Here is a 12,970-nt window from a genome sequence, read left to right on the forward strand (position 1 = left end):
TAGAAGAGAAAATCGTCGTCAGCGTCAAATGGTTATAAGAGCCAGGGCAGAACCTCTGCCTTTGGATAAGAACCAGTCATAGACACAACACTACTCCTAACCCTTGCGGGAATGGGAGATCATGTCCGGTTCATTCGGGGGCTATTTCAGCTTCAAAGCGAGTTCGAAGCCGCGCTGCAAGGGTTCGATAAGGATCTGAAGACCGTGGCGGCAACCATGCCCTCCGGGGCGTCCGCGGCGCAAGCGCGCGCGGTGCTGGATAAATGGGCTGCCATTGTGCCTGTGATGAAGACGATCATACAACTCGGCTCGGCCAACACAGATGCCAAAGCCATCGACATCGCGATCAATCAAGTTCGCCCCAAAACGCTGGCCTTGGTTCGCACCCTAGAGGATTTGATTGCTGCGGAAGGGAAGAAGGCGCAGGCCATGCGCGACGGGATCGAGGATACATACCTCTCGACCCGCTTGGTGCTCATGTGTCTCGTTCTTGCGGCGCTGGTGGTCGGGGGGGCGGCGGCCATCTGGATGGCGCTTTCGATCAGTCGAAGGATGCGGCGCGCGGTCGATCTATCCGAAGCGATCCGGTCCGGCGACGTTACTCAGCGTGTTGCCGTACGGAGTTCCGATGAGGTCGGAGAACTTCTGCATTCGATGAACCATATGAGCGAGCACCTCTCGGGCATCGTCCGCGATATACGTATATCTGCCACCCAGGTCGCGGCTGGCTCGTCTTCATCAGCAGCGACCGCCGAACAACTCTCGTCCGGCTCAACGGAACAGGCAGCTGCGTCGGAACAGGCTTCCGCCGCAGTAGAAGAGATGACCGCCAATGTCCGCCAAAACGCGGAAAACGCCTCTCAAACGGAGAAGATAGCGACTATCTCGGCCGTCAGTGCACAGAAGAGCCGTGCAGCTATTGCAGGATCGCTCAAGGCCATGGAAACGATCGCGGAGAAGGTAGGCGTTGTCCAAGAGATAGCTCGTCAGACCGACCTTTTGGCGCTGAACGCCGCCATTGAGGCGGCGCGCGCTGGGGCGCACGGCAAAGGCTTCGCTGTCGTGGCGTCGGAAGTGCGCAAGCTCGCCGAGCGAAGCCAAGCGGCGGCCGCCGAAATAAGCGAACTTTCGGGAGGCACACTCAAGGTTGCACAGGATGCGGGGCGTATGTTCAACGAACTCGTGCCCGATATTCAGCGCACGGCCGAACTCGTGTCGGAGATATCCGCAGCGTGCCGGGAGCAAGCGGTCGGGATCGAGCAGATTAACCAAGCGATCCAGCAACTCGACCAAGTTACCCAGACGAATGCTGGCGCGGCGAACGAGATGGCCGCGACGGCTCACCAGTTGTCAGCCGAAGCCGGACGTCTAGCCGAGGGGGTCGCGTTTTTTAAGATCACCGATAACACAGGCGCACAAGCTTCCCCACCAATAGAACAGGACGACACACCCTCGCCAGCAAGGACAAGTGAACCTCAAGCGGTCCAGCAGCTACAGGCGAAACTGCAGATATTTACTCAGAAGGCGGCAAAGGCTCCCGGCGGAACAAACAGCGTCGAAGCGTCGGGAAGCTCCGAGGCTGCATGGACTAGAGCGCAGCTTTCACGCCGAGGGTAACGGTCACTAGAGCGTTAAACCTATACAATTCTGGTCGATCAGTTGATCGAAGAGCTGAAAAAGACCGGGCCATGTTGCCCTCCGTATCAAAAGGAGGGCCATATAGATGGAAAAGGCCATGCGCGAGGAAATTGACAGGAACATTGGCAATCGCATTCGCCAGCTGCGAACAGTTCGTCGCCAGCCTTTAAGCTATGTTGCGGCTTACCTAGGTGTGACGCCTCAGCAGGTGCGGAAATATGAGACCGGCCAAAACAGAGCAAGCGCTAGCACGATCTACCTTTTGGCCATTTTATTTGAAACCAATGTCGAAGTGTTCTTCTCGTCTTGGAACATGGGCGATAATGATAATACGAGCTGTTCAGTCCCGGCCTCTGGTGGATCGGGTTGACGATGAACCGGTTCGGCTCTGACGTCCAGATCTTTGCGATGTACTCGCAGGGCGGGAGACCCCTTAGCATTACAGTTGCGTCTTTGCCTAATATGTGAGGCGCGAGCGGCGCCTTGATGAGCTCTTCGCCAGAGCGACCATGCGATGATGTCGGGGGGTGATCCGGTGCCCTGCCAAGCGACATGCGATGCGGCGGATTTCCTGGATGGACCAGCGGATCAGCGCCGGCTCGAGATTTTGGTTTTGAGCACCCTTTTTGTGGGCATTACACCGTTGGCTTTGTGACGGATCGCACTCTTCATAGCGAAGGCCAGCATAGCGGGCGAGACATGGCGATGCCAACCGTGCCAGAAGCGCGTCTCGTTGTGGTCGAGACCCAACTCGTTCTTGGCCGTCTCGAAGCTGTCCTCGATTGCCCAGCGGCGACCCTCGCGATACGGACCAGAGTCTCGATCGGCGTACCGCCGGGACACCAAGTGGTAAAGAAGGCTAGCACTACAGTTGCGTTTTTGACGGGAGTCTCAGTCAATGCCGCGAAGCGTAGGCGGCAAAGACGCCGATCTGGCAGTTGGTGATCTTGCCCGCCGAGCCCGTTTACTGACGGCCGACACCGCTGGAGGATCGGCCCTGCTTCAGGAAGCCGTTCGCCGGGCGAATGATTCACTGGATCATTCGCTGCTCCGGCTCACCGTCGACCACCAGAACCGCATCGTCGTCAGCCACATGCTCGACAACGTAGTCCCGCACATCGCCTCGGTCAGGCGGCGAGATTGCAGGAACAGCAAGGCGATCATGCTCATGAGCGCGTGCCGGTGAAGGCCCTGCCATGATCGGCCTTCGAAGTGGTCGAGGCCGAGTTCCTCCTTCGTCTGCTGGTGCGCCTGCTCGCACACCCAGCGCGCTTTGATGGCGCCGGCGAGGCGCTTCAACGGCGTGTCGGGTGGCAGATTGGCAAGATAGTACTTCCTCTCGCCCGACGAGCGATGCTCGCCAACAAGCCAGACCTCCTGGCCCGGCAGGTGCTGTGCGCCCATACGGCCGATGCGCTGGGGCGGGCCGTCTGCCACGCGCACGCGGATGGCGGCGAAGCGGGCGGCCAGCGGACCCTTCACGCCGCGCCGCCATGAGAGTTTGCGCCATCGCACGCTCTCCAGCATGGCCTGGGCCGGAACAGAGACAACGTCGGGCACATGGTTCTTCCTCGGTCGCCCACGGCTTGCGACGGGGAAGATCATCGCCACGTCACACGGGTAGACCCTTTGCGTTCGGGGGATGCCGACCGCCCAACGTAGGCCCCGGTCGCTCAGAGCCTGTCGGAACGGTGCCGACAGGCCGTATCCTGCATCCGCCAGAATGCAGCCGAAGCGAACACCGGTGGCGCGCAGCCGATCGATCTCCTCGATCGCGATCTCGGGTTTGGTTCTGTAGGCTCTGCGATGCTCTGGCACACCGGTTCTGGCGAGCCGTGCCTCGTCACTCGTCCAGCTCTCGGGCAGGAACAGCCGCAAACCCACCATGGCCGGCACCTCACGAGACGCGAGCGTCAACGACACCAGCGTCTGGCAGTTCGCATTCTTGCCCAAGGCCGAAGCGTATTGCGGCGCCACGCCGACCGAGTGCGCGCCCTTCTTCGGCAGCGTCGTGTCATCGACGATCAAGAAGGCCTCGTCCCCGCCCAGCATCGCATCGGCTTGGCGTGCCAGCTCTAGTTCCAGGGGCGCGGCGTCCCATACACCGGCGCCGATGAAATGGTGCAACTGGTCGTAGCCGACGACGCCATCGCGCAGCGCCATCGGCTGGATGCTCTTACGCTCACCGATCGCGATCAGGCCAGCCACATAGGCGGGACATATCCTGGCCCGCGCTTTATGTCCCAGCGCCGTCAGGAACGGCGACAGCCACCGTTCCAGCTCCATTCGCCAATCCGATCCCATGGTCGGCCCTCCATAAAGCCGACCTCCTATGAATCACCGATCAAATGCCGGGGGAATCTCTTCCAGAAACATTCTCCCAAAGTAGTGCTAGGTAGAAGTGTAGAGGCCTTTCTGGGCCCTAAGCACTCCGTCGTTCGAGCGTTTTTTCAAAGTGGAGATTGGTCCGACTACTGTGGTCCGGATCAAAGGGCGACCGGAAATGAAACATCTGAGGGTGAGGATGGTGAGCCGCCAACTGTCCGAAAATTCACTAAATGAGGATCGCTTTCCTGTCCCGTCTTGCCACTTTCGCTGTGCAAGGCCGGCAGAGTTGAAGACTCGGTAGACGTTACCGTGTGATCCAGCTGGAAGTATGTGGCCTGTTCGTTCATGAGCCGCGCCTGATGGGAGAGACTTTCCGCCGTTGCGCTCAACTCGTTGGCCGTCGCGGCATTCGTTTGGGTAACCTGATCGAGCTGAACGATGGCTTGGGCGATCTGCTGCGTGCCGATCGATTGTTCGCGGCAGGCTGCAGAAATCTCGTCAACAAGCTCGGAGGTCTTACGAATGGCAGGCAGAAGTTCCACCATGCGATCGCCGGCTCGGGTTGCCACTGCAAGCGTTTGCGAGGAGAGATCACCGATCTCGGCTGCAGAGCTTTGCGCACGTTCAGCCAGCTTGCGCACTTCCGCAGCAACGACAGCAAAACCCTTTCCGTGCGAACCGGCCCGGGCCGCCTCAATGGCTGCATTCAGGGCGAGAAGATCCGTTTGGCGCGCGATCTCGCGGACGGTTCGCACGCGTTCGGCAACGGTGCCCATCGCATCGACAGTGCGCGTCGCTGCATCTGCGACATCCTCTGCGAGGCCGCGTGCCTGACGGGCAATTTTCTCGGTTTGCGTGGCATTTTCGGCGTTCTGCCGAACATTCGCTGTCATCTGCTCCACAGCAGCGCTAGCTTGTTCGGAAGCCGCTGCTTGTTCGGTGGAACCGGCCGAGAGATGCTCGGCCGTGACCGCCGATTGACGTGAACCAGAGGTTACTTGATCCGACGAAGTCAGCACGCTCGCGATGATGCTGTTGAGCTTCAAGCGCATTTGGCACAGATTTGTCAGGAGCGTGCCAATCTCATCCGAACGATTATGAACGATCTTATGCGTTAAGTCGCCTGTGCCAATGCGCGCAATGTTCTCGTCGAGCCGCTTCAGGCCAGAAGAGATTGAACGCGTCAGGAAGAACGCCACTGAAGCACAAAACAAAGCGGCTACGACCATGAAGGCAGTTAGAATATTGCGTGTTTGGTTATCCGTCTCACGCGCTCGTATGACGTAGGCATCTGCCGCAACTTCGGCATCTTTCACAAGGTTGGCGATCCGTTCGAATAGCTTCGCGCCTAGTGGCGCTTGTACATTCAGAAGGTGATCGACGTTGTTGCGACCCAGTTCCATACTGGTGTCTGTCTTCTCGCGCATAAGCGCCAGAAGCGGCTTAATGTCGGTATACCGATCCAATTCTTGAGCATCCTGATGGGATAGAAACTGATCGACGTTGCGATCAAGATCAGCCCAGAACGCTTGATACTCCTTTCGGACCACTGCGATCCTTTCAGGCGTATCGATGAGAGCAACCAAGGCGGTGACACGCCGCACGCTTTGCAGGTCCATTTGGATGCCTTGGGCGGCCTTCACCTCTTGAAACGGACCGTTAGAGAAACTTTCCATGGACTTTCAAGCGGTACTGACAGCCTGATATCCAGCGAGGCCTGTCCCAACGATGAGAACAGTCACAGTTAAGAAGGAGCTGATAAGCTTGGCCTTTACCGAAAAGTACATCTCACTACCTCGCCGAGTTTTTTTCATATACGAGTCATACCAAGGGCTTTGATAAAGTTCCCTGCGGAATACAAAGCTACAGGGCAATAAGTTTATCGTTGGAAACGATGCACTGTCGCCTAGCGATGTATACTCACGCAATTTTCCTAGTGTGTTTGGCTGCAAGGTATTGAATTTTTTATGGAGCAATCACTAACGAGGACGCTACAAGTTCGAAAACACTCTAGGGAATTACCGTTAGGTAGTTTTGCCTAAGTAGACAAGCAAGAGCAGAACGCCTTATCTAGAAAGCGATCCTATCGGTAGGGAAATTATAGGGTTCGATTGGGTCGCAGCCAAACATTATAAGTGCAAAGAGACGAGAGTATCTGGATGAACGGGTCCAATTTTTCGGTTGGTTGCCAAGCAAGGTCCTATGGCGCTGAGCGAGATGCGGGAGGCTGCTGAGTGAAGTGATCCGTTCGGAAAGCGCTTGTAGGAAGGGCTAGAGCGTTCGGTGCCTCAAGGGATGGGTAGATAATGCTGACGATGGCTCCGTGGAGTTCGAAGGAAGAGGCTCAGCCAGTCCATTCTTCCATGGAAGCGCTAATCGAGGGCACGAACTGGACATACAGTTCACTTGGGGCCCGCAACTCCTGGCCTGCTACGCTGGACCTTGTGTTGTCCATCATCCTTGGTTCGAGCCAGCCCATGTTCGTTCTGTGGGGCGAAAACCACACCCTCCTCTACAACGACGCTTATATTTCGCTCTTGGGAGCCAAACACCCCCGCGCCTTGGGAAGTCCGTTCTTGGAGGTCTGGAGCGAGGCCGCCTCCAGCCTGCGGCCCTTGATCGACCACGTCTATGAGGGAGGGTCGAACTTCATGGAGGATATCGAGCTCCAATTGGATACGGGCAGCGGCCTCCGGGAGATGCACTTTTCTTTTTCGCATAGCCCGCTTCGGGGCGCCGATGGTCGTATTGGTGGCTTACTCTGCGTTTGCACCGATACGACGGCCGCTGTTCTAGCCAGGCGCGAGAGCGAGGACAATTACCGCTACGCAGCCGAACTCAGTCCACAGATCCCTTGGACGGCACAACCTGACGGTCAATTGGACCGTGTTGCTGGGCGTTGGTCGAATTTGACGGGAACAAGTGGACTTGGCGCCTCATGGGGCGAAGCGATCCATCCCGACGATCTTCCTTCCTCTATCGAGTATTGGACTGCTTCGATCCTGACTTTGCAGCCATACGACGTCGAGCACCGTGTAAGAATGAGAGATGGCACCTATCGCTGGTTTCACTCTCGCGCCTATCCCAGGCTTAGCACCGACGGCACGGTCATCAAATGGTACGGCACGACCGAAGACGTCCATGAGCGCCGGCTTGCGGTCGAGCACATGCGGTCTATTCTTGAAACCGTGCCGGACGCGATGATCGTCATCGATGACAAGGGGATCATCCACTCTTTCAGCAAAACGGCCGAGCGATTGTTCGGCTACGGCTCGCATGAGGCCATAGGCCAGAATGTGCGTTTTCTCATGCCAGAACCCTATCGCACTGGGCATGACGGCTACATCTCGAACTATCGCTCCAAAGGCGAGCGAAAGGTTATCGGTATCGGCCGAGTGGTCATGGGACAGCGCCAGGATGGCTCCACCTTTCCTATGGAACTCAGCGTCGGTGAAATGCGCAGTGGCACCGACCGCTTTTTTACCGGATTCATCCGGGATTTAACCGAGCGGCGCGAAGCCGAGCAGCGTGTCCAGGAAATCCAGGCCGAACTTCTGCATATGTCTCGGTTCACGGCATTGGGCGAAATGGCGTCTGCTCTGGCGCATGAGTTGAATCAGCCGCTTGCCGCCATCACCAACTATTTGAACGCCTGCCGGCGGCTTTTGGCGAACGCAGGTGCACCGCAGGACGAATGTCAGCACTCGGTTTCCCGCGCCGTAACAGCGGCCGCGCAGCAGTCTGTGCGTGCTGGCGAAATTATTCGTTCGCTTCGAGCCCTTGTAAAGCGGACCGAAAGCCGATGCCAGCCCGAATCTCTGCCAAAACTCATTGAGGAAACCTGCGCGCTGGCTTTGATCGGGGCGCGTGAAGCTGGGGTGAAGGTACAAATCAAGATCAGTCCCGCCGTGCATGTCGTTCATGCGGACCGAATTCAGATACAGCAGGTGCTTCTGAACCTGATGCGCAACGCCATCGAGGCCATGGAAGAGTGTGATCGCCGCGAGCTACTCTTGTCGGCCGTTGCCTCCTGCTGCGGTCGTTTCGTCGAAATCAGCGTGTCTGATACCGGTCCGGGTCTTGCCCCCGAGATCGCTGCCGCTCTTTTTCAGCCTTTTCATACGACAAAGGCGAATGGGCTTGGTGTTGGCCTTTCGATCTGCCGCACAATTGTCGAAGGCCATGGGGGGCAAATTACCGGTATACCTCGCTCGAACGGTGGGACAACCTTTACCTTCACCGTTCCCCAAAGCATCACCACGGAGAGTTCACATGCACAATGACCGGCTGGTGCATATCATAGATGACGACCCTGTCGTTCTAGACTCACTGTCTTTTCTTATGTCAGTTCATGCCATTCCTTGCTGCGCCCATCTGAGCGCCGATCGCTTCCTAGAGCACCTTACCCCGCAGACGAGAGGTTGCATTCTAAGCGATGTGCGAATGCCCAAGATGGACGGTGTGGAACTTCTCCAACAAATCCGGCGAAGAGGTAGCCTTCTCCCCTTCATCGTAATGACAGGCCATGGTGACATTCCTTTAGCGGTACGTGTAATGAAAGAGGGCGCGATTGAGTTTCTGGAGAAGCCTTTCGAAGATGACATGCTTCTTTCTATTCTGGAAAAAGCTTTCGAATTGGAAGTGCAGAACTATCAAAAACGGGTCAAAGCACAGGCCGCGAGGGATCATTTGTCGCGTTTGACGCCCCGAGAATACGAGGTTCTAGAGTTGATTTCAACAGGAATGGCGAGCAAGGTCATCGCTCACCAATTGAGCCTCAGTGTTCGTACGGTCGACGTATACAGAGCCAATATTCTTTCAAAGCTGAACGCAGACAACGCCTTGTCTGCCGTAGCCTTCCTGAACGACGCGAAGCTGTTTTCTCACCAAACGCCTCTTTGATTTACGTTGCCTTACATGTGCTCGCCTTTATAGGCCGAGACACCCCTTTTTATGCACTTGATGGCGATCACTTAAATAAAGATAAAAAATTATATTAATTATTGGAATTTACTCTAGTTTTATGTTTTATAACATGCTCATGTCCTTCGATTACCGATTTTTTTCTGCATAATTGCCTATATGAAATTTATTTCTTGCATTTTATGATGCAGAATGTGATCGTCTAAAACAAATCACAACATAATCTATTTGGATCAATCTAACGGGTCGTGTAGACGGTCAAACAACAATCAGAAATATCGTTATTTTACGACGCATAAAATGTGTAAACCTTAGGCTCCCATTGCGCGTCAGGCATATGGTTGCCTGCTAGACTGCGCGGGAGTCGTAAGTGGTGAGCAATATCAACGTCCTGTTGGTTGATGACGACCGCGCCAATCTGAAGCTCATGGGCGATCTGCTGAAGCAGGATGGCCGCTATGAGCAGCTTTCCTTCACCTGCCCTCGGACCGTCAAAGTCATCTTGCCTCATCTCAGATTCGATATGGCCGTGGTCGGAGATCAAATGCTCCACATGAGTGGAAGCGATCTAACGAGGGAAATTCAGAAAAACGCCGCTCATGCTGACAAGCCCATTATTATGGTCACAGCCGATCACAGCGAACACAACCGCGTGGAAGCTCTGCAAGCTGGAGCCTTAGAGTTTCTACGGAAACCAGTCGACTCCATCGAGTTCATCACACGTATCCATAATCTGGCACGCCTGTGCAATGCACAACGGAGATTGGCAGATCGCGCTGATTGGCTACGTGCCGAAGCAGACGTCATTGTCGAGGAGCTGCGGCGACGGGAAGAGGAGATCATCCACCGACTGACACTGGCAGCCGGCTACAAGGATGACGACACTGCCGCCCATACGGTTCGGATGGCGCGGATGTGCGCAGAAATAGCTCGCGAGCTTGGGCTGTCGCCCAAGTTCTGCCGAGATATCGAGTTGGCGGCCCCAATGCACGATATCGGTAAGGTCGGCATTCCCGATGAACTGCTTCTGAAAACGGGCAAGCTCAGTGAGACGGAGATGGAGCAAATGCGCGAACATACGCGCATTGGAGGTGAAATCCTGAACGGCTCGTCCTGCGAACTCTTGCGTCTAGCTGCGGTCATCGCGACATCTCATCACGAGTGGTGGAATGGAGAGGGCTATCCGGAAAAGTTATCGGGTACGAATATTCCCATGGCGGGGCGTATAGCGGCGGTTGCCGACGTTTTCGATGCACTCATCAGTTCACGCTCGTACAAGCGTGCTTGGCCGGAAGAGGAAGCTCTCGAATATATAACAGGTCAAGCCGGTATTCAGTTTGATCCGGACTGCGTAAGAGCTTTCATCGCCGTCATTTCAAGGAAACCAAAGGATACAGACGTGGTTGAATACATTGCAGCATAATCTAGTCATTGCTATAATCGAATGATAATATTAGATACTTCTCCATTATAGGCCATGACGAACTTCCAGCTGATGCCATACTACGCGAAGGCATTGCACACCAATGCCCAACCAAAATTCTCGCGGACCACCTCCCTCAGTAGTCTTTTGAGCTGCGCGGGTGGCCTTGCATATCACCTTGTTTGATCCGAGCCACGCCCCTACGAGCGCGCTTAATAAGAATTACGATTTCAAAGTAAGACCACGTACTGATGACGTTTATCGATGTGCGGTTATTCGAAATAAAGTATATTTTCTATTCCAATTCACTTGGCTGATAATCTAAGATTACGCTCGCGCACTCTGAATGGGGGGTGATTTTCAATTTCCCAGCCGCCTCATCAGTCTGCGCGGTTGACGCAGAAGATCGCACTTCCAACGATCCTGGAATTCGAGGCCCTTCATGCGCGCGCGTCGGAGGGCAACGGATCTCGAAAGCTTCCGATTGGAGCCGGTGGAGAAGGGCATGGCTGTGGGGATTGGCGTCGAAGCTGACGCAGCCTCCATTTCCGGGGCCTGCTCCTCAACAATGGGAGGCTGATTGTGCGAACGTCCCTCTGGAGGACGACTTTTTACGATCTTCCTGGATTGGCCCCGCTTCTCCTCACGAAAAGGTAGGCTCGCTTCCATCCCATCTGCTACCGCCTTCGTTGATCCCTTCTCGATGACGGGCTGACGGGTTTCGAGGATACGCGAGGGACGCTTGATTTCCCCGTGCCCCAGATTGCTGGCGGCTTCGTTCGTGTCACGGAGTCCCGTCTTGCGCGGAGCGAGAGGGGGGAAAACACCAGCAGAGAGCGCCGCCTGATCGTCCTGCTGATCCGATTGCAGCAAGCTCTTCAATCCCTTGCCGATTGAGCCGCTCCAAAGCGAGGGTTCCGATGTCTTGTTGAGTTTGGGACGACGTTTATATTCCACCGCGAACGGCGCAATCGGACGTTTCATGAAGCTGATATCAATCTCTGGTGGAAAGATGCAGATCCCCGGTCGATGATGGCCCAGGGTTCGCCCATCATTACATTCGCTTCGTCGCAGTGCAATTCAGCATCTGCGGTATCTTCGCCGTCGCGACTTGTCCTGAGCACCGATGCGGCGTACCACCCTCGCTCCTGTGCTTGAAGGATGCTGCATGACACCGCCGAACCATCAAGAAACGCTCGAACAGACCACTGAGATTGTGTCCTCTTACGTGAGCAACAATCACGTCCCCCGCGAGGAACTGGTCAAGCTGATCGGGGAGGTGTTCGGCGCCCTGAAAGGGGTGGGGGTTTCGAAGGCGGAAGCTAAAGCCGAGGCGGCTGCGCCAGTGGTACCGGCAGTGCCCATCCGTAAGTCGATCACGCCCGACCATCTGATCAGTCTGGAGGATGGGAGATCCTACAAGTCGCTCAAGCGTCACCTCAAGGTTCAGTACGGTATGACCCCTGAGGAGTACCGCGCAAAATGGGGCTTGCCGTCGGACTATCCCATGGTGGCGCCCAATTACGCTGCCAAGCGATCGCAAGTCGCACTCCAAACAGGCTTGGGTCGCAAGTCTCGGTCCTGAACCCTTCCGATAGCCGAATGGGATGGGACTGGCCCGAGTTGGCGGATCGCGATGCCATAGTCTGCCGGTCCCCGTTCAGATGGAGAGAAGGATCGATGACCATGGGGCAGAACCGATCCCTACAGATCGACCTCTTTGCTCCGGAGCCTTTCTCCTTGCCGGTGCCTGTCCTTAGAGAGGACGCCAAGCCCCGCAGATCGGAGAGCACGGCGAAGCCAAAACGACGCATCCTCACTCCTCTGACGAGGAAGCGTTGGTTCACGAACTGGAAGAAACCGGCCGGTATCGCGTGCTGCGCCAGCTCGAACCGCGCTCAGTGAAGGCGTCTCTTTGGCCAGCTTCTGATCGACCACTCTCGGCTTGGCCACGGCTCGGTGTCATTCTCAATACTGAGACGACGGGTTTGGATGCTCACACGAAGTGATCGAGCTCGGCATGGTCGCGTTCACCTATAACCAGACGAGTATCCAGGACGTCGTTGGGGTCTACTCCGCCCTCCAGCAGCCATCCGCACCGATCACGGCCGAGATCACTCGCATCACCGGCATCACGGACGAGATGGCGGCGGGCCAACGGATCGACCTGGACACCGTGGAGAGCTTCATCGAGACGGCCGATTTGGTGATCGCCCACAATGCCCGGTTCGACCGTCCGTTCTGCGAAACGCTGGCTCCCGGATTCGATATCAAGCCTTGATCGCCTCGACGGCTCCCGCATCCTTCTTTCCGGTCAGCAAAAGATCGTGGGCTCGCGAAAGGGCCTGAATGCGCTTGGTCAACGTATCGCGCGCCACCGCCATGTCGGGCGCGGAGCGCAGTGTCTGGTTGGCGATAGACTGGACGACGGCGAGCGTGTTCTTCAAACGATGAGCGAGTTCGTGATTGAGGGCGATCAGCTGTTCCTCGGCCTTGTGACCATACTCGACGTCGGTCACCAGAGAAACCGCCGCGAGGATGTTGCCGACCTCGTCGAGGACCGGCTCCGCCTACACTAGCCAGCGTCTCACCTCCCCTGTTCGGGCATTGCGGTATCACCTCGGCTCGTCCAGGAGCGCTTCGCCCGTCCAAAGCGCT

At 56.3% G+C, this 12,970-nt stretch carries 11 protein-coding genes and 3 pseudogenes; 7 read left to right on the plus strand and 7 right to left on the minus strand.

Annotated features, from left to right (window positions below):
• Positions 1–111 precede the first annotated feature (111 nt).
• Together NS365_RS19930 and NS365_RS23810 are read left to right on the plus strand one after the other, a co-directional pair.
• Positions 112–1,617 (plus strand): methyl-accepting chemotaxis protein, encoded by a 1,506-nt coding sequence (locus NS365_RS19930; RefSeq protein ID WP_058602059.1) that lies wholly within the window; start codon positions 112–114, stop codon positions 1,615–1,617.
• Between the two features lie 118 nt (positions 1,618–1,735).
• Positions 1,736–2,008 carry a helix-turn-helix domain-containing protein gene (locus NS365_RS23810; RefSeq protein WP_244498512.1) on the plus strand — a complete coding sequence of 91 codons (273 nt, stop codon included), beginning with the start codon at positions 1,736–1,738 and terminating at the stop codon, positions 2,006–2,008.
• Here the strand turns inward: NS365_RS23810 and NS365_RS25090 are convergent.
• From NS365_RS25090 to NS365_RS19945, 5 genes and pseudogenes are all read right to left on the minus strand, one after another.
• Positions 1,974–2,075: pseudogene (locus NS365_RS25090) on the minus strand (IS481 family transposase); the annotation flags it as partial. The gene NS365_RS23810 and the pseudogene NS365_RS25090 sit on opposite strands and share 35 nt — an antisense overlap.
• Before the next feature lie 151 nt (positions 2,076–2,226).
• Positions 2,227–2,501, minus strand: a pseudogene (locus NS365_RS25375) (IS701 family transposase); the annotation flags it as partial.
• Positions 2,502–2,536: 35 nt separating this feature from the next.
• Positions 2,537–2,764, minus strand: a pseudogene (locus NS365_RS25380) (hypothetical protein); the annotation flags it as partial.
• On the minus strand, positions 2,677–3,942 hold the full coding sequence (locus NS365_RS19940) for an IS701 family transposase (protein WP_430515434.1): 1,266 nt from the start codon (positions 3,940–3,942) through the stop codon (positions 2,677–2,679). The gene NS365_RS19940 and the pseudogene NS365_RS25380, both read right to left, overlap by 88 nt.
• 182 nt (positions 3,943–4,124) lie before the next feature.
• Positions 4,125–5,642 carry a methyl-accepting chemotaxis protein gene (locus NS365_RS19945; protein WP_058602061.1) on the minus strand — a complete coding sequence of 506 codons (1,518 nt, stop codon included), beginning with the start codon at positions 5,640–5,642 and terminating at the stop codon, positions 4,125–4,127.
• Between the two features lie 630 nt (positions 5,643–6,272).
• Here NS365_RS19945 and NS365_RS19950 point away from each other — a divergent pair.
• From NS365_RS19950 to NS365_RS19960, 3 genes are all read left to right on the plus strand, one after another.
• Positions 6,273–8,249 (plus strand): PAS domain S-box protein, encoded by a 1,977-nt coding sequence (locus NS365_RS19950; protein ID WP_058602062.1) that lies wholly within the window; start codon positions 6,273–6,275, stop codon positions 8,247–8,249.
• Positions 8,239–8,868 (plus strand): response regulator transcription factor, encoded by a 630-nt coding sequence (locus tag NS365_RS19955; RefSeq protein WP_058602063.1) that lies wholly within the window; start codon positions 8,239–8,241, stop codon positions 8,866–8,868. Before NS365_RS19950 ends, NS365_RS19955 begins: the two co-directional genes overlap by 11 nt.
• Before the next feature lie 394 nt (positions 8,869–9,262).
• A complete protein-coding gene (locus NS365_RS19960; protein WP_058602064.1) occupies positions 9,263–10,312 on the plus strand; it encodes an HD-GYP domain-containing protein in 1,050 nt (349 codons plus the stop codon).
• A gap of 360 nt (positions 10,313–10,672) precedes the next feature.
• Here the strand turns inward: NS365_RS19960 and NS365_RS24230 are convergent, their stop codons facing one another.
• Positions 10,673–11,296, minus strand: coding sequence for a hypothetical protein (locus NS365_RS24230; protein WP_153003873.1), 624 nt, complete (start codon positions 11,294–11,296; stop codon positions 10,673–10,675).
• A 184-nt stretch (positions 11,297–11,480) separates the two neighbouring features.
• Here NS365_RS24230 and NS365_RS19965 point away from each other — a divergent pair, with 184 nt between their 5' ends.
• Both NS365_RS19965 and NS365_RS25095 read left to right on the plus strand, forming a co-directional pair.
• Positions 11,481–11,897 (plus strand): MucR family transcriptional regulator, encoded by a 417-nt coding sequence (locus NS365_RS19965; protein WP_058602065.1) that lies wholly within the window; start codon positions 11,481–11,483, stop codon positions 11,895–11,897.
• A gap of 435 nt (positions 11,898–12,332) precedes the next feature.
• On the plus strand, positions 12,333–12,593 hold the full coding sequence (locus NS365_RS25095) for an exonuclease domain-containing protein (RefSeq protein WP_244498511.1): 261 nt from the start codon (positions 12,333–12,335) through the stop codon (positions 12,591–12,593).
• Here the strand turns inward: NS365_RS25095 and NS365_RS23825 are convergent.
• Entirely contained in the window at positions 12,583–12,831 is a 249-nt protein-coding gene (locus NS365_RS23825) for an HWE histidine kinase domain-containing protein (protein ID WP_193753491.1), read from the minus strand. The two genes, NS365_RS25095 and NS365_RS23825, sit on opposite strands and share 11 nt — an antisense overlap.
• Positions 12,832–12,970: the final 139 nt, after the last annotated feature.

Source organism: Aureimonas ureilytica (assembly GCF_001475935.1).
In the GTDB taxonomy this organism is placed as follows: domain Bacteria; phylum Pseudomonadota; class Alphaproteobacteria; order Rhizobiales; family Rhizobiaceae; genus Aureimonas; species Aureimonas ureilytica_A.